This window comes from Nocardia seriolae NBRC 15557 (assembly GCF_007990715.1).
GTDB classification, from domain to species: Bacteria; Actinomycetota; Actinomycetes; order Mycobacteriales; family Mycobacteriaceae; genus Nocardia; species Nocardia seriolae.
In genome coordinates, this window is record NZ_BJWY01000001.1 from 100,200 (window position 1) to 126,151 (window position 25,952).

The window sequence follows — 25,952 nt, forward strand, 5'->3', positions numbered from 1 at the left end:
TGGTGACACCGTTCTCGATGATCAGCTCGGCCAGGTAGGCCGGGTCGCGGTGGCCGTCCGGCTTGGCGATGACCAGGCGCGCGCCGATCTGCAAGGGCCAGAAGAACTCCCACACCGACACGTCGAAGGTGGCCGGGGTCTTCTGGAGCACCACATCGTCGTCGAACAGCCCGTACTCGGTCTGCATCCAGACCAGGCGGTTGACGATGGCGCTGTGGCTCACCGCCACGCCCTTCGGGCGGCCGGTCGAACCCGACGTGAAGATCACGTACGCGGTGTTGTCGCCGCGCAGCGGGGCCACGCGGTCCGCGTCGGTGATCGGGGCGTCGGAGTAGCCCGACAGCTCCAGCTCATCGATCAGCAGTGTGCGCGTGGTGGTTTCGAAACCGTCCCGGGTCGTGCTGAGCACGCACACCGGCTCGGCGATATCGAGCACGTACTGGTTGCGCTCGGCCGGGTGGTCCGGGTCCAGCGGCACGTACGCGCCACCGGCGAGCGTGACGGCGTACATGCCGACCAGCAGCTCGAAGGAGCGGCGCATACCCAGGGCCACATAGGAGTCCGGTCCGACGCCCTCGGAGATGAGGTGGCGGGCCAGCTGACGAGCGCGCGAGGCGAACTCGCCGTAGGACAGTTCCGTGCCCTCGAACACGAGCGCGGTCAGGCCCGGAGTCTGCTTGGCCTGCGCCTCGAACATGGAGGCCAGGGTGACCTCGGCGGCGATCTTCTTGCCGCCCAGCGCGACCCGCTTGACGTCGTATTCGGTGGCGTTCCAGCCGCGCAGCACCTGGCGGCGCTCGGCGGCGTCGAGCAGCTCGATGTCACCGATCAGCGCGGCCGGGGTCGCGACCACGGCCGACAGCATCCGCACCAGGCGCTCGCCGAACCCGGCGATGGTGCCCGCGTCGAACATGTCGGTGGCGTAGGCGAATTCAGCGGTCATGCCGTTGCCGTCGGCGTGCTCGGTGAGGTTGAGGTGCAGGTCGAACTTGGCGGTGACCACGTCCAGGGGCACGCCCGCCACTTCCAGTCCGGGCAGGGCGAAGGTCGCCGGGCCGGTGTTCTGGAACGACAGCATGACCTGGAACAGCGGGTGCCGGGCCTGCGAGCGGGCCGGGTTGAGGATCTCCACCAGGCGCTCGAAGGGCAGGTCGGCGTGGCCGAAGGCGGCCAGGTCGGTGTCCTTGGTGCGGGCCAGCAGCTCGGTGAAGGTCTCGCCGGAGCCGACGGCCGTGCGCAGCACCAGGGTATTGACGAACATGCCGATGGCGTCGTCGATCTCCTGCTCGCCACGACCGGCGACCGCGGTGCCGATGGCGATGTCGTCGCCGTTGGACAGTCGCGCCAGCAGGGCCGCGAAGGCCGCGTGCACGACCATGAACAGCGACGCGCCGTGCTCACGAGCCAGGCCGTGCAGTCCGGCCAGCAGGTCGGAGTCGATCGAGAACTCGTGCACGCCACCGGCATTGGACGCGACCGCGGGGCGCGGGCGGTCCGAGGGCAGGTCGATCTGGTCGGGCAGGCCCGCCAGTTCGCTGCTCCAGTAGGAGACCTGCTGGGAGATCAGCGAGTCGGCGTCGTTCTCGTCGCCGAGGGTCTCGCGCTGCCACAGCGCGAAGTCGGCGTACTGCACCGGCAGCGGAGCCCACTGCGGCGCTTCACCATTGGCGCGGGCCGCGTAGGCGACCATGACGTCGCGGGCGAGCGGGCGCACCGACCAGCCGTCACCGGAGATGTGGTGCACCACGAAGACCAGGACGTGGGTGGGCGCGGCGGCGTCGCTGACGCGGAACAGCCCGGCGCGCACCGGCGCGGAGGCGGTCACGTCGAAGCCGGTGAGCACCAGTTCGGCAATGCGCTCGCGCAGCTGGGCCTCGGCCACCGCGATCGGGGCCAGCCCGGTGCCGCCGCCGAAGATGCCGGCGTTGGCGGCCGAGTCCAGGCGGACCTGGTCGGCGGGCAGGATGACCTGCACGCCACGGCCTTCGGCGTTCTCCGGGTAGATGGTGCGCAGCACCTCGTGCCGTTCCAGCACGTCGCCGACGGCGGCCAGCAGGGCGTCCACGTCGAGGTCGCCGGTGAGGCGGACCGCGAGGGGGATGTTGTTGACGGCCGAGGCGGTGTCGAAGCGGTTGAGGAACCACATGCGCTGCTGAGCCAGCGACAGCGGGATCTCGTCGGGCCGCTCCCCCGCCACCAGGGCGGGGCGGCGGCCGGTGCGGGACTCGGTCTCCAGACGCGCGGCCAGTCCGGCCACGGTCGGGGCCTCGAACAGCACGCGCACCGGGATGCGGGTGTCCAGGGCCGCGCCCAGGCGGGCGACCACCTGGGTGGCGATGAGCGAGTTGCCGCCCAGCTCGAAGAAGTCGTCGTCGAGGCCGATGGCGGCGTCGGTGCCGAGAACCTCGGCGAAGACGTCGGCGACTGTCAGTTCAACCTTGGTCCTTGGAGCGCGGAATTCGCGCGCCTCGAACTCCGGCTCGGGCAGGGCCCGGCGGTCGAGCTTGCCATTGGCGTTGAGCGGCATGACATCCAGCGACACCAAGGCCGCCGGGACCATGTAGGACGGCAGCTGCGCGTGCAGGTGCTCACGCAGCGCGTCCAGGTCGATGGCACCTGCGGCGGGCACCACGTAGCCGACGAGCCGGTCGCCGGTGCGCGGGTCGGAGTTCATCACCACGACCGCCTGCGCCACGGAAGCGTGTGCGGTCAGCGCGGATTCGATCTCACCGAGCTCGATGCGCAGACCACGCAACTTCACCTGGAAGTCGGTACGGCCCAGGTAGGTGACGGAGCCGTCGCTGTTCCAGCGCACCAGGTCGCCGGTGCGGTACATGCGCTCGCCGGGGCCGAAGGGGTTGGCCACGAAGCGATCCGCGGTCAGGTCGGCGCGGCCGACGTAACCGCGCGCCAGCTGGCTGCCCGCGAGGTACAGCTCACCCGCGACACCCGGGGCAACCGGGTGCAGACGCGAATCCAGCACGTACGCCTGGGCGTTCCATACCGGGCGACCGATCGGAACCGCGCCCTGCACGTCGTCGGAGACCGGCGCGTAGGTGGCGTGCACGGTGAACTCGGTCGGGCCGTACAGGTTGTGCAGCTCGGCCGAGCTGACCTTGCGGAAGGCACGCACCACGTCGGAGGTGAACGCCTCACCGGCGATCAGCAGCGCCCGCAACGAGGACAGCTGTTCCGCTGCCGCGCCGCTCGCGAACACGCTGAGCATGGACGGCACGAACGAAGTGATGGTGACGCCCTCGGCGGCAATGACATCCGCCAGGTACTGCGGATCCCGATGTCCGTCCGGAGTGGCCACGACCATGCGTGCACCGACGGCCAGCGTGCCGAACAGCTCCCACACCGACACGTCGAAGGTCTGCGGCGTCTTCAGCAGCACCACGTCATCGGCCGAGAGGCCGTATTCCGAAGTGATCCACGCGATCTGGTTGACGGCCGCCGCGTGCGGCACCGCCACGCCCTTCGGGCGACCGGTCGAACCCGAGGTGAAGATGACGTAAGCGGCGTTCGAAGACCGCAGCGGGGCAAGCCGATCCGCATCCGTCAGCGGCGCGTCGGAGTAGTCCGCGAGCTCCGCGTCGAGTGCGTCGACGACCAGTACCGACGCGGCGTCGTAGCCGAAACCGTCGCGCGTGGTGGTCAGCACGGCCACCGGCTGCGCCGTCTCCAGCACATAGTCGATGCGGTCGGCGGGCTGGTCCAGATCCAGCGGCACGTACGCGCCACCGGCGGCCAGCACCGCGTACATCGCCACCACCAGGTCGGTGGAGCGGCGGATGCCCAGGGCCACCAGCGTGTCCGGGCCGACGCCCTGCGCGATCAGGTGGCGGGCCAGCTTGTGCACGCGAGACGCGAACTCGCCGTAGGACAGAGCAGCCCGTTGGGAGGTATGGGCGTGGCCGTCGGAGCTGAGCGCGATCGCTTCAGGCGTGCGTGCGGCATGCGCCTCGAACTGGGTGAGCAGGGTGTCCGCGGCATCGCCGGAGGCCAGGTGCAGCGCATCGGCCAGTCGCTGTTCGGGCACATCGGCCCAGCCCAGCGAGGCGTCGTCGGCGAGCACCGCGCCGGTGCGCTCGGCGAGCAGGTCGCTCACCGAACCGGCGGTGCGGTTCCAGGTGAACCGGACCAGCGCGCGCTCGGCGGGATCGAGCAGGTCGATATCGCCGACCGGCAGTTCCGGACGGGCCGCGATGGCCGCCAGCAGGCGGGCGAAGCGCTCACCGAAGGCGGTCATGGTCGATGCGTCGAAAAGGTCCGTCGCATAGATCAATTCGGCGGTGATACCGGCCGGGGTCGCACCGTGGCCGTTGCCCTGGCCCGCGCCGACCTGCTCGGTCAGCACCAGCTGGAGGTCGAACTTGGCGGTGTCGATGGGCAGCTCGACCGCGCTGACGGTCAGGCCGGGCAGTTCCAGTTCGGTGATGCCGGTGTTCTGGAACGACAGCATGACCTGGAACAGCGGGTGCCGGGCCTGCGAGCGGACCGGGTTGAGGATCTCGACCAGGCGCTCGAAGGGCAGGTCGGCGTGGCCGAAGGCCTGAATGTCGGTGCCGCGCACCGCGTCCAGGAGTTCGGTGAAGCCGCGGCCCCCGTCGACCTCGGTGCGCAGCACCAGGGTGTTGACGAACATGCCGATCAGGTCGTCGAGGGCGCGTTCACCACGACCGGCGACCGGGGTGCCGATGGCGATGTCCTGCTCGCCCGACAGGCGCGACAGCAGCACGGCCAGTGCGGAATGCATGACCATGAACAGGGTCGCGCCGCGGGTGCGCGCGAGTTCGGCCAGCTTGGCATGGGTTTCGGCGTCGATGGTGAAGACGTGGGTGGCACCGTGGCCGGTGGCCACGGCCGGACGCGGCCGATCCGCGGGCAGGTCCAGCTGGTCGGGCAGCCCGGCCAGCGAGTCGCGCCAGTACGAGATCTGCTGCGAGATCACCGATTCGGCGTCGCGCTCGTCACCCAGCACCGCGCGCTGCCACAGCGCGTAGTCGGCGTACTGGACATCGAGTGCCTGCCAGCCCGGTTCGCCGCCCTCGACGCGAGCGCCGTAGGCGGTCATGACGTCCCGGGTGAGCGGGCCCATGGAGAAGCCGTCGGCCGAGATGTGGTGCACCACCAGCGCGAGCACGTGCTCGGTGGGGCTGATCTCGAACAGCCGGGCCCGGAAGGGCACGTCCACGGTGACGTCGAAGCCGGTCAGCACCAGCTCCGAAAGCGCCTGCGGCAGCTGGGCTTCGGTGACCTCGACCGGGGTCAGGTCCGGGATGACCTGCCCGGTGGGCACGATCTCCTGGAACGCCTGCCCGTCGATCTCGGGGTAGCGGGTGCGCAGCGACTCGTGCCGCGCCAGCACGTCGGCGACGGCGATCTGCAGGGCCTGGCGGTCCACCAGACCCGACAGGCGCACGGCCGCCGGGATGTTGTCCACGGCCGATTCGGGATCGAACCGGTTGAGGAACCACATGCGCTGCTGGGCCAGCGACAGCGGCAGCCGCTCCGGCCGGTCCTGCGCCACCAGCGGTTGGCGGGTGCCCGCGCCGGAATGGGTTTCGGCCCGCGCCGCGAGCGCGGCCACGGTCGAGGCCTCGAAGATCTCGCGGACACCCAGCTGGGCGTCCAGCGCCGCGGACAGTCGCGCCGCCACCTGGGTGGCGATGAGCGAGTTGCCGCCGAGCGCGAAGAAGTCGTCGTCCAGGCCGACCCGGTCCAGTCCGAGGATCTCGGCGAACACACCGGCCACGATCTGCTCGACCGGGGTGGTCGGGGCGCGGAACACCGCGGCCTCGAACACCGGTGCGGGCAGCGCCTTGCGGTCCAGCTTGCCGGAGGCGTTGAGCGGGAATTCGTCCAGCACCATCAGGATCGACGGCACCATGTACGACGGCACGCTCTCGCCGATCTCGGCGCGCACCTTCTCCACGTCCACGGTGTGGCCCGCGGCCGGAATGACGTAGCCGACCAGCTGATCACCGGCGTGCGGGTCGTGGCGCACCACGACCACCGACTGCGCGATGGAATCCAGTGCGGTGAGCGCGGATTCGATCTCGCCGAGCTCGATGCGCAGACCGCGCAGCTTCACCTGGAAGTCGGTGCGGCCGATGTACTCGATCTCGCCGTCCGCGGTCCAGGTGACGAGGTCACCGGTGCGGTACATGCGCTCGGAGTCCCCGAAGGGGTTGGCCACGAAGCGATCCGAGGACAGGTCCGGTCGCCCGACATAGCCGCGCGCCAGCTGGACGCCCGCCAGGTACAGCTCACCCGCGACGCCGACCGGCACCGGCCGCAGTCGCGAATCCAGCACGTACACCTGGGTGTTGAACACCGGGCGGCCGATCGGCACCGAGTCCACGTCGGCGTCCACGACCTGGTGGTAGGTGACGTCGACGGCGGCCTCGGTGGGGCCGTACAGGTTGTGCAGCTCGGCCCCGGTCAGTTCGCGCAGCTTGTGCGAGGGCTTGGGCGACAGCGCTTCACCGGAGGCGAAGACCATGCGCAGGCTGGTGCAGCGCGCGGCGGCTTCCTCGGCGACGAACACCGCGAGCATGGACGGCACGAAGTGGCTGACCGTGACGCCCTCGCGGGCAATGAGATCGGCGAGGTAGGACGGGTCGCGGTGGCCCTCGGGCTTGGCGACGACCAGCTTCGCGCCGATCTGCAACGGCCAGAAGAACTCCCACACCGACACGTCGAAGGTGGCCGGGGTCTTCTGGATCACCACATCGTCAGCGGTCAGACCGTATTCGGACTGCATCCACAGCAGGCGGTTGACAATGGCCGCGTGCGGCACCGCCACGCCCTTGGGCCGACCGGTCGAACCGGAAGTGAAGATGACGTAGGCGGTGTTCGAATCCCGCAGCGGGGCACGGCGATCCGCGTCGGTGATCGGCTTGGCCGAGTAGCTGGCGAGATCCAGCAGGTCGATGCGCACCTGCGCGGTGTTGATCGGCAGATCCTCACCGGAGGTCAGCGCGGTCACCGGGTCGGCGGTCTCGAGAATGTACTCGGTGCGCTCGGCCGGGTGATCGGGATCCAGCGGCACGTAGGCGGCACCGGTCACGGCGACCGCGTACATGCCGACCACCAGATCGATGGAGCGCCGCATACCCAGCGCCACAAACGATTCCGCGCCGACACCGCGCTCGATGAGCCAGCGCCCCAGACGGTGCACCCGCTCGCCGAACTCGGCGTAGGACAGACTTGTCCCCTCGAAGCTGACCGCGACCGCGTCGGGCGTCCGTGCGGCCTGCGCCTCGAACAGCGCGACCAGCGTCGCGGCGGCGGTACCGGTCGGCTCGGCCGAGGTGAGTTCACGCAGGACCGGCTCGGTGTCGAACTCGGTCCGGTTCCACAGCGTCACAACCTGTTCACGCTCGGCGGCATCGACGAGTTCGATATCGCCCACGGCCGCGGCGGACTCGGTGGTGATGGCGGTCAGCACGCGGAGCAGGCGATCGGCGATGCGCCGAACGGTGTCCTCGTCGAACAAGTCGCGCAGGTAACCGGCGCGGATGCGCAGGCGGCTGTCGAGCTGGGCGATGAGGGTGAGCGGGTAGTGGGTGGCGTCGGCGGCGTCCAGGCCGGTGACGGCCATGCCGTCGATATCGGCGGCCTGGGACCGGATGCCGTCGGCGTCAACGGGATACGACTCGAACACGACCAGGGTGTCGAAGAGTCCGCCGATGCCCGCGGCCGACTGGATGTCGGCCAGGCCCACGTAGTGGTGGTCCAGCAGGTCGGCCTGCTCGCCCTGGGTGCGGGTGAGCAGCGAGCGCGCCGACTCGGCCGGATCGAAGGCGACCCGCACCGGGACGGTGTTGATGAACAGGCCCACCATGGATTCGACGCCGGACAGCTGGGCCGGGCGGCCGGAGACGGTGGTGCCGAACAGCACGTCCTCGCGGCCGGTGAGGCGGCCGAGCAGGATGCCCCAGGCGACCTGGAGCACGGTGTTCGGGGTGACGCCGATTTCGGCGGCCAGCGCGGTCAGGCGTGAAGTCGCCGTCTCGTCCAGGTCGAAGAAGTACTCACCGGACAGGGCGGTGATCTCGCGGCCCGCGTCGGGGCGGGTGAGCAGGGTCGGCTCGGAGACGCCGCGCAGCGAGTTCTGCCACGCCGCGATGGACGCCGAGCGATCCTGCGCCGCAACCCATTCCAGGAAGTAGCGGTAGGACCGCACCGGCGGCAGCACCGCGGTGTCGGAGTGCGTGGCGTAGAGCACCAGCAGGTCCTGCATGAGCAGCGGCATGGACCAGCCGTCGAGCAGGATGTGGTGGTTGGCCACGGCCAGCTGGTAGCTGGTCGCGTCGGTGCGCACCAGCGTGTAGCGGATGAGCGGCGGTTCGGTCAGGTCGAAGCGCTGGACGCGGTCGGCGTCCAGGATCTCGGCCGCGCGGGCGGTGCGTGCCTGCGGGTCGGCGATATCGGTGAGGTCGTGGTAGGTCCACGCCACCTTCACGCCGTCGATGACGATCTGCACCGGCGCACCGGAGGCGTCGTTCACGTAGGCGGTGCGCAGGATTTCGTGGCGACCCAGCAGCGCCTGCGCGGCCGACCGCAGCCGGTCGGCGTCCACGCGGCCCTCGAGGGTCAGCACGGCCTGCGCGGTGTACACGTCCACCGAGGTGGCGGCCAGCTGCGCGTGGAAGAGCAGACCGGCTTGCAGCGCGGACAGCGGCCACACCTGGCTCAGCGCACCGTACTGCTTCTCCCAGCCGTCGATATCGCGCTGGGTGATGCGGACCAGTCCGAAGTCGGACGGGGTGTGCCCGCCCGCCTGCGCGGAATCGGCGTGCGCGGCAACCGCTTCCAGCGCGGAGGTCCACAGCGCCGCGAACTCGGCGATCTCCGCGGCGCTGAGCAGCGTGGCGGGGTAGCCGATATTCGCGGTCAGCTTCTCGCCGACCACGATGGCGTTGATGTCGATCGGGGCCATGGCGGGCATGTCACCGTCGTAGGCACCGGCCAGATCGGCCAGCTCGGGTGCCGGGATCCAGCCGAACCCGCGCAGCGCCTCGGGCACGTCGCCCTCGTTGACCCGGCCCAGGTAGTTGAAGCTGACCTGCCCCGGCAGCTGCTTGGGCAGCTGGGTGGCGGTGTCGGAGTTCATGTACCGCAGCAGGCCGTAGCCGATGCCCTTGTCCGGCACGGCGAGGAGCTGTTCCTTGATGGCCTTGATGGCCCGGCCCATGGCGGGCCCGCCGGTGAGGGCGGCGTCCACGTCGATGGCCGACAGGTCGAAGCGCACCGGGAAGATCGCGGTGAACCAGCCGACCGTGCGGGACAGGTCGGCGCCGGGCACGACCTCTTCCTCACGCCCGTGGCCTTCCAGCCGGACGAGGGCTGTGTCCTGCCCCCCGGCCTTCTCCCCCAGTCCCTTGGCGGCGCGGAACTTGGCCACCGCCAACGCGAGTGCGGTGAGCAGACCGTCGTTCACACCGCCGTGGAACAGCGCGGGCACGGTGGTCAGCAGCGCCTTGGTGGCCTCGGCCGACAGCTCGACGCGATGCTTGGCAATGGTCGAGGTGACGTCCACGGCCGGATCCATGGCGCGCTCGGTGAGCAGCGGGTCCGGGCCCTCGACGACATTGCGCCAGAACGCGAGTTCGGCCACGCGCTCCTCGGTGGCGGCTTCCCGCTCGAGGGCGTGCGCCCAGGTGCGCATGCTGGTGGCGGGCGCGACCAGCTCGGGGGTCTGTCCGGCGGACAGCTGACCCCAGGCGGCGACGCAGTCCGGCACCAGGATTCGCCAGGTGACACCGTCGACCACGAGGTGGTGGGCGACGACGACGAGGCGACCGGCGCGCGAGCTGTCGGACGGTTCCAGCCACACGAACCGGATGACCTGTCCCGCAGCCGGATCCAGCTTGTCGAGGGTGGCGTCCAGTGCGGCCGTGGCGATCTCGACCAGCTCGGCGTCGGTGACGCCCGCGTCGAACTCGGTGCGGTCGATGAGCGAATCCGCGTCGATGGTTCCGGGGGCGGCGGTTTCGACGATCCAGTCCGCGTCCGGCACCCGGCGCAGGCGCGCCCGCAGCATGTCGTGGCGGTCGATGACCGCGCCGACGGTGGCGGCAATGCCCACGCGATCGATGCCGATCGGCAGTTCCAGGGCCATGGTCTGGTTGAAGCGGCCGAACTCGCCGGAGCGGCCCGCCATGAACCGCACCACCGGGGTCAGCGGCATGACACCCACGCCACCGCCCGGCAGCTCGGTCAGCTGCGGGGCCGAATCACCCTGGCCGTCCGAGGTTTCCGCGACGGCGGCCAGGCCGGAGACGGTGCGCTGCTCGAACACGTCGCGCGGCGAGAACACCACGCCGCGCGCCTTGGCGCGGGACACCAGCTGGATGGAGACGATGGAGTCGCCGCCCAGCGCGAAGAACGAGTCGTCGATGCCGACCCGCTCCAGGCCGAGCACCTCGGCGAAGACCTCGGCAATGGTCTGTTCCAGGGCATTGCGCGCCGCGCGGAAGACCACCTCGGTCGCGAAGACCGGCTCGGGCAGCGCCCGGCGGTCCAGCTTGCCGACCGGGGTCAGCGGGACACGGTCGATGACCATGACCGAGGACGGCACCATGTAGGCGGGCAGGCGGCCTTCGACATGCGCGGTCACGGCCGCGACATCGATCGAATGGCCCGGCGTGGCAACCACGTACGACACCAGCGAGGTCGCGCCCGCGGCGTTCTTGTGGCCGACGGTGACCGCGAAGTCGACGGATTCGTGCGAGGCCAGGGCCGCGTCGATCTCGCCGAGCTCGATACGGAAACCACGCACCTTGACCTGGAAGTCGGAGCGGCCGACGTACTCGACCAGGCCGTCCGGGGTCCAGCGCACCACGTCACCGGTGCGGTACATGCGCTCGCCCGCGACATACGGGTTCGCAACGAACCGGTCGGCGCTCAGGCCCGGACGCGCGTGGTAGCCGCGCGCCAGCTGGATGCCCGACAGGTAGAGCTCACCCGCGACACCGACCGGAACGGGCCGCAGCCGGTTGTCGAGGATCAGCGACTGCATACCCCGGATCGGGCCGCCGATGGTGACCAGATCGCCCGGCACCAGCGCGTCGCTGATGTTGGTCATGATGGTGGTCTCGGTCGGACCGTAGCCATTGTGGAAGGCACGAATGGCGCCGTCCGGCAGTGTCCCCTCACCAATGGGCACCGCCCACTTCTCGACCAGATCGGCCGGTACGGCTTCACCACCGGCGACCAGCACGCGCAGCGAGTCCAGGCCCGCCGGTCCGAAGGTGGACAGCGCGGCCGGGGTGATGAACGCGTGGGTCGCGCCCTCGCGGCGGATCAGCTCGGAGAGCTCCTCGCCGCCGTAGGTGCCCGGCGGGACGACCACCAGGGTGCCGCCCTTGCCGATGGCGAGCAGGAATTCCAGCATCGACGCATCGAACGAAGGCGACGCGAAATGCAGTGCGCGCGAGGAGGAGTCGAGCGCGTACCGCTCGGCCTGCTCGACGGTGAAGTTGGCCAGACCGGCGTGGGTGACCACGACGCCCTTGGGCACACCTGTCGAACCGGAGGTGTAGATGACGTAGGCCGGGTGCTCCGGACGTAGCGGGCGGACCCGCTCGGCGTCGGCGATCGCGGTGTCCGCGAACGCGTTCAGCTCCAGCTCGTCGAGCACCAGCCACTCGACCGAATCCGGCATGTCCGCGCGCACCGAGGCCACGGTGAGGCCGACCGGCGAACCGGAGTCGGTGACCATGTGCGCGATGCGGTCGGCCGGGTAGTTCGGGTCCACCGGCACGAACGCCGCACCGGTCTTGGACACCGCCCACTCGGCGAAGTACGAGTCATCCGAACGCGGCACCGCGATGGCGACCAGGTCCTCGGCGCCGATGCCGCGCTCGATGAGCAAGCGCGCCAGGCGGTTCGAGCGGGAATCCAGCTCGCCGTAGGACAGACTCGTCCCCTGGAACACGACCGCGGGCGCGGCCGGGTCGATGGCGACGGCGTCGGCGATGAGCTCCGGCAGCGTGCGCGCCGGGACGGCGGGCAGACCGAAACGGGCCACCAGATCCGCGCGCTCACCCGAATCCAGGATGTCGATCGCGCCGACACCGATCTCCGAGTCGGCGGCGACGGCTTCCAGCACCCGCATCCACCGCTGCGCGAACCCGGCCGCGGTGGCCTCGTCGAACAGGTCGGTGGCGTAGGTGAGCGCCAGCGTCATGCCGGAGTCCTGCTCCGACAGTGTGAACTGGAGATCGAAGCGGGAGATGTTCTCGTCGAGATCCAGTGTCGAGACGGTCAGCCCCGGCAGTTCCAGGCTGGTGCGGTCCAGGTTCTGGAACGCCAGCATGACCTGGAACAGCGGGTTGCGGGCCTGCGAGCGCTCGGGCGCGAGCAGTTCCACCAGCCGCTCGAACGGCACGTCGGCATTGCCGAAGGCGTCGAGGTCGGTGTGCCGCACGCGATCCAGCAGATCGGTGAACGACTCGCCCGGCTCGATCCCGGTGCGCAGCACCAGGGTGTTGACGAACATGCCGACCAGGTCGTCCAGCGCGGCTTCGCCACGACCGGCGACCGGGGTGCCGACGGCGATGTCATCGCCACCGGAGAGCCGCGCCAGCAGCACCGCGAGGGCGCTGTGCATGACCATGAACAGCGACGAACCGCGCTGGCGGGCAACCTCTTCCAGCTTGCCGATCAGCTCCGGCGACAGCGCCCGCTGCAACGTAGCGCCGCGGTGCGAGGCAATGGCCGGGCGCGGCCGGTCGGTGGGCAGCGCCAGCTCGTCCGGCACGCCGCCGAGCACGCGCTGCCAGTAGGCGACCTGCCGGGCCATGATCGAGGACGAATCCTCTTCCGAGCCCAGCACTTCGCGCTGCCACATGGCGAAGTCGGCGTACTGCACGGCCAGCGGGGCCCAGCCGGGCACCGCGCCCTGGTTGCGGGCGGTGTAGGCCAGCATGACGTCACGGGCCAGCGGCGACATGGAGAAGCCGTCACCGGCGATGTGGTGGACGACGACCACCAGCACGTGCTCGGTGGAGTCCTCGCCGCCGACCCGGAACAGGCGGGCGCGCAGCGGAACCTGTTCGGCCACATTGAAGCCGAGCGTGGCGAACGCGGTCACGGTGGCGGTCAGATCCGCCGCGGTGACGGTGACCGGGCGCAGGTCGAGGGCGATCTCCTCGGCCGGGACGACCACCTGCATCGGGGTGCCGCCGTGCTCCGGGTAGCGGGTGCGCAGCGACTCGTGGCGGCGGACCACGTCGGCGACCGCGAGTTCCAGTGCGGCGGTGTCGAGTTCGCCGGTGAGGCGGATGGCCAGCGGCAGGTTGTAGGCCGCCGAGGAGGTGTCGTACTGGTTGAGGAACCACATGCGCTGCTGCGCGAACGACAACGGCACCAGCGCGCCCGGCGTGCGGGTGCGCGCCACCAGCTTGGCGCGCGAAGCGCCGTCGGCGTGCGATTCGATGCGGGCCGCGAGCGCCTCGACGGTGGTGGCCTCGAACAGGGTGCGGACCGCGACGGTGGTGTCGAGGGCCGAGCCGATGCGGGACGCGACGCGGGTGGCGATGAGCGAGTTACCGCCCAGGTCGAAGAAGTCGTCGTCCAGGCCGACCCGCTCGAGTCCGAGGATCTCGGCGAAGACGCCCGCGACGGTTTCCTGGATCGGCGTCTCCGGCGCGCGGAAGGCGCGCGCCTGCACGGCCGGGGCCGGGAGGGCGCGACGGTCCAGCTTGCCGTTGACGGTCAGCGGGATTCGGTCCAGCACCACGATGGCGGACGGGACCATGTAGGACGGCAGCAGCTCGGCCGCTCCGTCGCGGACGGCGTCCACGGCGGGCGCGATGCCGTCCTCGGGCACCACGTAGGCCACGATCCGCTGATCGCCCGGCTGGTCCTCGCGCACGATGACCGCCGCCTGCGCGACGCCGGCCTGCGCCAGCACCGCGGACTCGATCTCACCGAGCTCGATACGGAAACCGCGGACCTTCACCTGGTCGTCGGCGCGGCCCAGGTATTCGAGCTCGCCGAAGCGGTTCCAGCGGGCCACGTCACCCGAGCGGTACAGCCGCTCGCCCGCGATTCCGAACGGGCTGGCCACGAAGCGGGCCGCGGACAGATCCGGGCGACCGAGATAGCCGCGCGCCAATTGCGGTCCGGCCACGTACATTTCGCCCGCGACACCGACCGGCACCGGGTGCAGCCGGTCGTCGAGGACGTACACGCGCAGACCCGCGATGGCACGGCCGACCACCGAACCGGTGGCGGCGGCAATGGTGTCGGCATCGAGCACGCGCACGGACACGTGCACCGTGGTCTCGGTGATGCCGTACATGTTGACCAGGTACGGCGTGGAATCGCCGTGGCGGGCAACCCAATCCGAGAGGCGGCGCAGCTCGAGCGCCTCACCGCCGAAGATCACGTAGCGCAGCGCCAGGGCCTGCTCGTCACCCGCGGAGGTGGCGATGCGGTCGGCCTCGGCGAGCTGGTAGAACGCCGACGGCGTCTGGTTGAGCACCGTGACGCGTTCGCGGCGCAGCAGTTCCAGGAACTGCTCCGGCGAGCGCGACACGTAGTAGTCGACGACCACGAGCTTGCCGCCGTAGAGCAGCGGGCCCCACAGCTCCCAGACCGAGAAGTCGAAGGCGTAGGAGTGGAACAGCGTCCACACGTCGTCGTGCCCGAAGCCGAACTCGCGATCGGTGTTGGCCATGAGCCGCACGACGTTCCGATGCGCGACCGCCACGCCCTTGGGGCGACCGGTGGAGCCGGAGGTGTAGATGACGTAGGCGACGTGGTCCGGGCGCAGCGCGGCGCGGCGGTCGGCATCGGTGACGGGCGTGTCGGCCGCGTCCTCGATATCCCCGGCCTCCAGCGAGAAACCGTCCAGCAGCACGGTGTTCAGCTCGGCGGCCGCTCCGCCTCCCCGCGCTTGCTCGACCTGCACCGTCGAGTCGGTGATCACGCTGGTGGGCCGCGCGTCCGAGAGCACGTAGGCGATGCGATCGGCCGGGTAGCTCGGATCGATCGGCACGTAGCCCGCACCGGTCTTGATCACGGCCAGCAGCGCGACGACCAGATCCGCCGAGCGCGGCAGCAGCACCGCCACCAGCGACTCCGGCCCCGCGCCCTCGCCGATCAGCCTGCGCGCCAGCACATTCGCGCGCCGGTCGAGCTCGGAGTAGGTCAGCTCCTCGTCGCCGAAGCGCACCGCGACCCGCTCCGGGTTCGCGGCCACGGCCAGGTCGAACAGGCTCGACAGGGTGGCGTCGGTGTCGACGAACGGGCTCGCCACCGCGGCAAGCGGGTCGGTCAGTCGCTCGGCGGCCCCGCCCAGCGCGGCCAGCGCCGCCGCCTCGGGCGCGATGCCCGAAATGCCTTCGGCCACACCGCGTTCGGCCTCGGCGACCGCCGCGCGGGCGATCCCGGCCAGCGCGACGATGTCCTCGCCCGCGGAGACCCAGTACTCGGCCACATCGTGGCGCTCACCCTCGCCCAGCAGGTCGATATCGCCGATGAGCGCGGCCGGATCCTCGGCCACCGCACGCAGGATGCGCACCAGGCGCTCGGCGAAGGAGGCCACGGTCTCGACATCGAACAGATCGGTCGCGTAGTTCCAGGACAGGCCCAGTGAGCCGTCGGCGCGCTCGCTCACGGTGAGCTGCACATCGAACTTGGCGGTGCCCGGGTCGAATTCGACGACCTCGAGCTCCAGCCCGGGTAGGGAGGCGGACTGCGCGTCCTTGGCCCCGGCGGCCTCGAAGGTCAGCGCCACCTGGAACAGGGGGTGGTGCGCCTGCGAGCGGACCGGGCTGAGCAAGTCCACCAGCCGCTCGAACGGCACGTCGGCGTGCGCGAAGGCGGCCAAGTCGGTGCGGCGGACCTGGGCCAGCAGGTCGCGGAAGGCCGCGCCCGGCGCGACCTCGCTGCGCAGCACCAGAGTATTGACGAACATGCCGACCAGGTCGTCCAGCGCGCGCTCGCCGCGGCCCGCGATCGGGGTGCCGATGGCGATGTCGGTGGCGCGGGACAGGCGCGCGGCCCAGGTCGCCAGGGCGGCGTGGACCAGCATGAACAGCGTGACGTCGTGCTCGCGGGCGACGCCGGTGAGTGCGCGGTGCAACTCGGCGTCGATCGAGAAGTCGTAGATGCCACCGGCATTGGTGGCGATCTCGGGCCGCGGCCGGTCGGCGGGCAGTTCGATCTGCTCGGGCAGGTCGGCCAGCCGGTCGGTCCAGTAGGCGATCTGCTGGGCGGCGATGGACTCGGAATCGGTTTCCGCGCCGAGGATCTCGCGCTGCCACAGCGTGTAGTCGGCGTACTGCACCGGCAGCGGCGTCCAGGCCGGGGCGTCACCGTTGGCGCGGGACAGATAGGCGGCCACCACATCCCGCAGCAGCGGGCGCAGCGACGCGCCGTCGGCGCTGATGTGGTGCAGCACCAGCACGACCACGTGCTCGGTCTCGGAGAGGCTGAGCACTGTGGCGCGGAACGGCAGCTCGCGGGTGACGTCGAAGTAGACGCTCGCGAGCTGCGTGATGCGCGAGGTGAGTTCGGCCGCGGTGACGGTCTCGGACCGCACCTCGAAGTCGACCTCGGACATCGGCAGGATGCGCTGGTAGCCGTCGCCCTCGACCTCGGGGTAGACGGTGCGCAGCGCCTCGTGCCGGGCCAGCACGTCGCCGACGGCCGCGTCGAAGGCGGCGAGATCGACGGTGCCGGTGAGCTTCAGCGCCACCGGGATGTTGTTGACCGCGGTGCGGTTGTCGAAGCGGTTGAGGAACCACATGCGCTGCTGCGCCAGCGACAGCGGCACCAGCTCCGGCCGTTCCTGCGCCACCAGCGCGGCGCGCGCGCCGGTGCCGACGCGCGACTCCAGGTGCGCGGCAAGCGAAGCCACGGTGGTGGCCTCGAACAGGGTGCGCAGCGGGATGTCGGCGTCGAGGGCGGCGGACAGGCGCGCGATCACCTGGGTGGCGATCAGCGAGTTGCCGCCGAGTTCGAAGAAGTCGTCGTCCAGGCCCACCCGGTCCAGGCCGAGCACGTCGGCGATGGTGCCGGCGACGGTCTGCTGCACCGGGGTGGCCGGGGCGCGGAAGCTGCGGGCGGCGAAGGTCGGCGCGGGCAGCTGCTTGCGGTCCAGCTTGCCGGAGGCATTGAGCGGGAAGGCGTCCAGCACCATGAAGGCGGCCGGGACCATGTAGGCGGGGAGCTGCTCGGCCAGCGCGTCGCGCACGGCGTCGACATCCACGGACGCGTCGGCCGCGACCAGGTAGGCGACCAGCTGATCACCGGTGCGCTCGTCATGGCGGACGACCACGACCGACTGGGCGATGGAATCGATGGCGGTCAGCGCCGACTCGATCTCGCCCAGCTCGATGCGCAGACCGCGCAGCTTGACCTGGAAGTCGGTGCGGCCCAGGTACTCCAGCTCGCCATTGCCGGTCCAGGTGACGAGGTCACCGGTGCGGTACATGCGCACGCCCTCGCCGAACGGGTTGGCCACGAAGCGATCCGCGGTCAGGTCGGGGCGGGCCACGTACCCGGTGGCGAGCTGATCGCCCGCCAGATAGAGCTCACCCGCGACACCCACCGGAACCGGCTTCAGCCGCGAATCCAGCACGTAGACCTGGGTGTTGAAGACCGGGGCACCGATCGGCACCGACGCGATATCGGCATCGACGACCTCGTGATAGGTCACGTCGACCGCGGCCTCGGTGGGGCCGTACAGGTTGTGCAGGCGCGCACCGGTCAGCTCGCGCAGCTTCTGCGCGGTCGGCGCGGGCAGTCCCTCACCGGAGGCGAAGACATTGGTCAGGCTGACGCATTCGGCCGCGGCCGCTGTATCCGATGCCTGGCCCGCCAGGGTGGCCACGAAGACCGCCAGCATCGACGGCACGAAGTGGGTGACCGTGACGCCCTCGCGGACGATGATCCCGGCCAGGTAGGCCGGATCGCGGTGGCCGTCCGGCTTGGCGACCACCAGGCGCGCGCCGACCTGCAAGGGCCAGAAGAACTCCCACACCGACACGTCGAAGGTCGCCGGGGTCTTCTGGAGCACCACGTCGTAGGCGGCCAGCCCGTACTGGGCGTGCATCCAGACCAGGCGGTTGACGATCGCGGCGTGCGAGACGGCGACACCCTTGGGGCGGCCGGTCGAGCCGGACGTGAAGATCACGTAGGCGGTATTGCCCGGGCGCAGCGGCGAGAGCCGCTCGGCATCGGAGACCGGGGTGTCGGCGAAGCCGGACAGATCCAGCTCGTCGATCCGAACCTGGTTCGCATCGACGCCTTCCACGCCCATACCGCCCAACGGGCTGTCATCGCCGGAAGTCAGCACGCAGACCGGCTGCGCGGTGTCGAGGATGTACTGGGTCCGCTCGGCCGGGTGATCCGGATCCAGCGGCACGTACGCGCCACCGGCCACGGTCACGGCGTACATGCCCGCGACCAGGTCGATGGAGCGGCGCATGCCCAGCGCCACAAACGATTCCGGGCCGACGCCCTCGGCGATGAGCCAGCGAGCCAGCTTGCGCACCCGAGCCGCGAACTCGGCGTAGGACAGACTCGTCCCCTCGAACGTGACCGCGGTCGCGTCCGGAGTCAGCGCCACCTGCGCCTCGAACAGCGAAACCAGTGTCGCCGCAGCGCCTTCGGTGACCTCGGGCAGCGCCGCGTCCAGCTCGAACGCGGTGTCGTTCCAGCCCTGGAGCAGCCTGCGGCGTTCACAGTCGCTGAGCAGCTCGACCTCGCCGACCAGCTGGGTCGGGTCGGCGGCCACGGCGGTGAGCACGGCCAGGAAGCGCTGCGCGAAGACATCGGCGTACTGCGCGTCGAAAAGGTCCGTCGCGTAGACGAGTTCGGCGTCCATGGTGGAGTCGCCGTCAATGACCTCGCTCAGCGTGAGCTGGAGGTCGAACTTGGCGGACTGCTGATCCACGGCCAGCTCGGACACGCTCAGCCCCGGCAGCTCCAGCGAGGTGCGCCCCAGGTTCTGGAACGACAGCATCACCTGGAACAGCGGGTGCCGCGCCTGCGACCGCGCCGGGTTGAGCACCTCGACCAGCCGCTCGAACGGCACGTCCGCATGCGCGAACGCCTGAAGGTCGCGCTCGCGCACGGTCTTCAGCAGCTCGGTGACGCTCGCGCCGGTGTCCACCGGCGAACGCAGCACCAGCGTGTTGACGAACATGCCGACGAGATCGTCCAGGGCCTGCTCGCCACGACCCGCCACCGGAATGCCGACGGCGATGTCATCGGTGCCGCTCAGGCGGGCCAGCAGCGCGGCGAAAGCGCTGTGCACCACCATGAACAGGGTGGTGCCATTGGTCTGCGCCACCCGGTTCAGCCCGGCGATGAGCTCACCCGGCACCTGGAAGCGATGCGTGCCCGCGTCATAGGAGGCGACGGCCGGGCGCGGCTTGACCGACAGGCGCAACTCGTCCGGCAGCCCGGACAGCGTCGACCGCCAGTAGTCCAGCTGCTCGGTGATGAGCGAACGCGGATCCTCTTCCGAGCCCAGCGTTTCCCGCTGCCACAGCGCGTAATCCGCGTACTGCACCGGCAATTCGGTCCAGCCCGGGGTCTCTCCGAGGCTGCGCGCCACGTAGGCGGTCATGAGGTCGCGCACCAGCGGGTTCATGGAGAAACCGTCGGCGGCGATGTGGTGGGCCACCAGCACCAGCACGTGGTCGTCCGCCGCGAGGCGGTAGGCGCGCAGCCGGACCGCGGTATCGGCGGTGACATCGAAGCCCTGGGCCGCGAAGGCGTAGACCGCGGCGTACAGCTCGCCCTCGGTCACGTCCATGACCTCGAGCTCGGGCACGGCGCGGCCGGTCGGCAGCACCTTCTGGTAAGCGACGCCCTCGTGCGACGGGTAGACCGTGCGCAGCGATTCGTGGCGGGCGATCACATCGGCGATCGCGCCGCGCATGGCGTCGAGATCCAGTGCGCCGGTGAGCCGTACGGCCGCCGGGATGTTGTTGGCGGCCGACTCCGGATCGAACCGGTTGAGGAACCACATGCGCTGCTGCGCGAGCGATAGCGGCGGGTACTCCGGCCGGGTGCGCACGGTGAGCGCCTGGCGCACACCGGTGCCCGCGTGCGACTCCACGCGCGCGGCCAGCGCGGCCACGGTCGGGGCCTCGAACAGCGCGCGCACGCCGATCTCGGCGTTCAGCGCGGCCGACAGGCGGGCCACCACCTGGGTGGCGACCAGCGAGTTGCCGCCCAGCTCGAAGAAGTCGTCGTCGACGCCGACGCGCTCGGCGCCGAGCAGGTCGGCGAAGATCTGGGCGATGATCTCCTCGATGGGGGTCGAGGGGGCGCGGAAACGCTTGGCCTCGAACACCGGTGCGGGCAGGGCCTTGCGGTCCAGCTTGCCGGAGGCGTTGACGGGGAAGGCGTCCAGCACGACGATCGCGGCCGGAACCATGTAGGCGGGCAGCGAGCTGCTCAGCGCGGCCTTCACACCGTCGATGTCGACAGCCGCATCAGGCTCGCGGACAACGTAACCCACCAGCTGGTCACCGGCGTGAGCATCCGTGCGGACTACGACTACCGACTGCGCGATATTCGGCTGCGCCAGCAGCGCCGCCTCGATCTCGCCCAGCTCGATGCGCAGACCACGCAGCTTCACCTGGAAGTCGGTGCGGCCCAGGTAGTTCAGTTCACCCTCGGAGGTCCAGGTGACAAGGTCACCCGTGCGGTACATGCGGTCGCCGCCCACGAACGGGTTGGCCACGAAGCGATCCGCGGTCAGGTCCGGGCGGCCGAGGTAGCCGCGCGCCAGCTGATCGCCCGCCAGGTAGAGCTCACCCGCGACACCCGGCGCGACCGGGTGCAGGCGCGCGTCGAGCACGTAGGTCTCGGTGTTCCACACCGGTCGGCCGATCGGCACGAACACGGTGTCGGTGTCGATGACCTCGTGGTAGGTGACATCGACCGCGGCTTCGGTGGGGCCGTACAGGTTGTGCAGGCGCGCACCGGTCAGCTCGCGCAGCTTCTGCGCGGTCGGCGCGGGCAGCGCCTCACCGGAGGCGAAGACCTGACGCAAACGCGGTGCGGGGACCGAGGAGTCGCCGTTCTCGTTGCCGAGGGTGGCGACGAAGACCGAGAGCATGGACGGCACGAAGTGCGCGGTGGTGATGCCGGTCTCGGCGATCACCTGGGCCAGGTACACCGGGTCGCGGTGCCCGTCGGGCTTGGCGACAACGAGTCGCGCACCGGTCTGCAAGGGCCAGAAGAACTCCCACACCGACACGTCGAAGGTAGCCGGGGTCTTCTGGAGCACGGCGTCGTTCGCGTCGATCGGGTACTCGTGCTGCATCCACAGCAGGCGGTTCACGATCGCGCCGTGCTCGACCGCCACACCCTTCGGGCGGCCGGTCGAACCGGAGGTGAAGATGACGTAGGCGGTGTGCTCGGGCAGGATCGCCTGTCCCCGTTCGGCATCCGTGATCGGAGCGTCGGAGTAGGCGTCCAGACTGAGCCTGTCGACCTCGAGCACCGGCACATTGCGGCCGGTGACGAAGTCATCGCGGCTCGTGGTGAGGATGGCGACCGGTCGCGCGGTGTCGAGCACGTAGTCGATGCGCTCATCCGGCTGATCCGGATCCAACGGCACGTACGCGCCACCGGTCTCCAGCACCGCGTACATGGCGACGACCAGATCCAGCGAACGCCGGATGGCCAGCGCCACATGCGATTCCGCGCCCACACCCTGCGCGATGAGCTTCCGCGCCAGCTTGTGCACCCGTGCCGAGAACTCGGCGTAGGACAGAGCTGTCCCCTCGAATTCCACGGCAGGCGCATCGGGGCTGGTCAGAGCCTGTGCCTCGAACAGCGAAACCAGCGTCGCGACCGCGGCGGGCCGCGTAGTCGACTCAGCGCCTTCCGGCAGCGCGGGCAGCACCGAGGCGAGGTTGAACGAGGTGTCGTTCCACTCGTCGAGGACCAGTTCGCGCTCGTCGGCGACCAGCAGGTCGATATCGCCGAGCGGCGCGTCCGGGTTCGCGATGACCGCGGCCAGGATCCGATCCAGGCGGTGCGCGAAGGCCGCGACGGTCGGCTCGTCGAAAAGGTCCAGGGCGTAGGAGATCTCCGCGGACATGCCCGCGTTCTCGCCGTGGTCGTCCTGGGCTTCCTGCAAGGTCAACTGGAGGTCGAACTTGGCCAGGCGGGCGTCGTAGTCGATGCCGTTGACCGAGAGCCCGGGCAGTTCCAGGCTGGCCTGCCGGGTGTTCTGGAAGGTCAGCATGACCTGGAACAGCGGGTGCCGGGCCTGCGAGCGGGCCGGGTTGAGCACCTCGACGAGGCGCTCGAACGGCACGTCCGCGTGCGCGAAGGCGTGCAGGTCGGTGTCGCGGGAGCGGGCCAGCAGGTCGGCGAAGGTCTCGGAGCCGTCCACCTCGGTGCGCAGCACCAGGGTGTTGACGAACATGCCGATCAGGTCGTCGAGCGCGGCCTCACCGCGGCCGTGCACCGGGGTGCCGATGGCGATGTCGGAGGTGCCCGACAGGCGAGCCAGCAGCACCGCCAGCGCGGAGTGCATGACCATGAACAGCGAGGCGTTGTGGCGACGGCCCAGATCGACCAGCGCCTGCTGGGTTTCGGCCGAGATGGCGAACGGGTACGTGCCGCCCTGGTAGCTCGCCACGGCCGGACGCTGCCGGTCCGCGGGCAGCACCAGCTCGTCGGGCAGATCGGCCAGCGCGTCGGCCCAGTAGCGAATCTGCTTGGCGATCAGCGATTCCGGGTCTTCCTCCGACCCGAGCACCTCGCGCTGCCACAGCGCGTAGTCGGCGTACTGCACCGGCAGTTCCGCCCAGGCCGGGGCCTCCCACGAGGTGCGGGCCGCGTAGGCGACCATGACATCGCGGGCCAGCGGGCCCATGGACCAGCCGTCGGCGCTGATGTGGTGGACCACCATGCCGAGGATGTACTCGGACTCGCTGATCTCGAAAAGCGCAGCGTGCAATGGCACTTCGTCGGTCACGTCGAAGGCCATGGTGGCCAGCTCGACCAGGTGGTCGATGAGATTGGACTCGGTGACCGGCACCGGCGTCAGGTCGGGCACGATCTGCGCGGCGTCCAGCACCCGCTGCACCGGGCCGTGCGCGGTCTCCGGGAAGACGGTGCGCAGCGACTCGTGGCGGTCGATGACGTCGATGACCGCGACCTGCAAAGCCGCGATATCGAGCTCACCGGACAGCCGGATGGCCACCGGGATGTTGTTGACCGCCGAGGCGGTATCGAACCGGTTGAGGAACCACATGCGCTGCTGCGCAAGGGAAAGCGGCACCTCGTTCGGCCGCTCGCGCGCGACGAGGGCCTTGCGCCCGCCGTCGCCGACATGCGATTCCACCCGGGCCGCGAGGGCTTCCACGGTGGCCGCCTCGAACAGCATGCGCACCGGCACACGCGTGTCCAGGGCGGTGCCCAGGCGGGTCGCCACCTGGGTCGCGATCAGCGAGTTGCCGCCCAGCTCGAAGAAGTCGTCGTCGACGCCGACGCGGGCGATGCCCAGCACCTCGCCGAAGATCTGCGCGACGATCTCCTCGATCGGCGTTGTCGGAGCGCGGAATTCGCGCACCTCGAAGCGCGGCGCGGGCAGCGCCTTGCGATCCAGCTTGCCGGAGGCATTGAGCGGGAAGGCGTCCAGCACCATGATCGAGCCCGGCACCATGTACGCGGGCAGCGTGCGCTGCAGCGAGGTCTTGACCCCGTCCAGGTCCACCGGCCCGCGGGTCACGATGTAGGCGACCAGCTGATCGCCGGCCACGGTGTCGATGACCAGCACCACGGCCTGCTGGACCTTGGGGTGGTCCAGCAGCGCGGTCTCGATCTCGCCGAGCTCGATGCGCTGGCCGCGGAACTTCACCTGGAAGTCGGTGCGGCCGATATATTCGAGAATTCCATAGTCGATTCCGCCCGCGGGCGCGGAGCCCGCGGAGCGCCCGTGGTTCCAGCGCACCAGGTCACCGGTGCGGTAGAGTCGAGTGCCCGGCGCGCCGTACGGGTTGGCGACGAAGCGCTCGGCGCTCAGGTCGGGGCGGCCGAAGTAGCCGCGCGCCACCTGGGTGCCGCCCAGGTACAGCTCACCCGGGACACCGGCCGGAACCGGGCGCAGGCCCTCGTCCAGCACGTAGGTCTGCGCGTTCCACACCGGGCGGCCGATGGGCACCGAGGTGACCACGGGCGCGTCGATGGGCGCGTAGGTGGCGTGCACGGTGAACTCGGTCGGGCCGTACAGGTTGTGCACGGCCGCGGTGGAGAAGCGGCGGAATGCGGTCACGGTCGCGGGCGGCAGCGCCTCACCGGCGACGAGCACCGCACGCAGGGACAGGCATTCGGCGGCCGAGGCGCTGGAGGCGAACACACTCAGCATGGACGGCACGAACGAGGTCATGGTGACCCGATGCCGCCCGATGACCTCGGACAGGTACATCGGGTCGCGGTGCCCGTCGGGCGCGGCGATGACCTGCTGCGCGCCCACGGCCAGCGAGCCGAACAGCTCCCACACCGACACGTCGAAGGTGACCGGCGTCTTCTGCAGGATCACATCGGTGTCGTCGATGCCGTATTCACCGGTGATCCAGGCGATCTGGTTGAGCACCGCGGCGTGCGGGATGGCGACGCCCTTGGGGCGGCCGGTCGAGCCGGAGGTGAACAGCACGTAGGCGGCATTGGTCGGCCGCAGCGGCGCGAGGCGGTCCACGTCGGTGACCGGGGCATCGCTGTAGTCGCTCAGATCCAGCGAATCCAGGTGCAGCACCGGGTAATCCGAGTACTCGACCGCATCGTCCGCGGTGGTGAGCAGCACGACGGGCCGCGCGGTACGCAGCACGTACTCGGTGCGCTCGGCCGGATGATCCGGGTCGATCGGCACGTACCCGCCACCGGCGGTCAGCGTCGCGTAGATGGCGACCAGCATGTCCACCGAGCGGCGGATACCCACCGCCACCAGGGACTCCGGGCCGACGCCTGCGTCGATGAGCTTGCGCGCCAGGCGATTCACCCGGCTGGAGAACTCCGCGTAGGACAGTTCCGCGGCCGGTCCGAACATGCTGCCGTTGCGCTCGCCCGGATCGAAGATCAGCGCGGTGGCGTGCGGGCGGATCCGGACCTGCTCCTCGAACAGATCGAGAACCGTTGCCGCGGCGGGTAGTTCGCGCTCGGTGTGATTCCACGCGTGCAGCACGGTCTCGCGCTCACCGGAGTCGAGCACGTCGATATCGCGCACCACGATGTCCGGCGCGGCTACGGCGGTCTCCAGGACGCGCAGGTAGCGCCGCCCGAATTCGCCGACGGTGGCGGCGTCGAACAGGTCGGTGGCGTAGGACAGCACCACCGACAGCCCAGCGGGCTCACCGGCCAGGCCGCGCTGCTCGGTCAGCGTCCATTGCAGGTCGAACTTGGCGATGTCGACCTCGAGCTCGTCCGCAGAGACGGTGAGGCCGGGCAGCTCCATGGAGCCGTGCGACATCTCCTGGAACGACAGCATGACCTGGAACAGCGGATGCCGGGCCTGCGAACGGGTCGGGTTGATGACCTCGACCAGCCGTTCGAAGGGGACGTCGGTGTTGGCGAAGGCCGCCAGATCGGCGTCCCGGGTGCGCGCCAGGAAGTCGGTGAAGCGCTGCGCCCCATCCACTTCCGAGCGCAGCACCAGGGTGTTGACGAACATGCCGATCAGGTCGTCGAGGGCCTGTTCACCGCGTCCGGCGACCGGGGTGCCGATGGAGATGTCGGAGGTACCCGAGAGCCGGGCCAGCAGCACGGCCAGGGCGCTGTGCATGACCATGAACAGCGAGACACCCTGGGCGCGAGCCAGACCCGCCAGCTGCGCGTGCAGCTCGGCCGGGATCTCGAAGGTGACGCGGGAGCCGTGGAAGCTCTGCACCGGCGGGCGCGGGCGGTCGGCCGGGAGGTCGAGCTGATCCGGCAGACCGGCCAGAGCGCCACGC

The 25,952-nt window shown here is 70.3% G+C and carries 1 protein-coding gene (only partly in view); it reads right to left on the bottom strand.

The whole window is internal to a non-ribosomal peptide synthase/polyketide synthase gene (locus NS2_RS00450) on the bottom strand: the coding sequence, 44,379 nt in all, runs 14,549 nt past the left edge and 3,878 nt past the right edge, and what appears here is coding positions 3,879-29,830 — codons 1,293 (partial) to 9,944 (partial); the first complete codon in reading order (the gene reads right to left) occupies positions 25,949 to 25,951. The start codon and the stop codon both lie outside this window.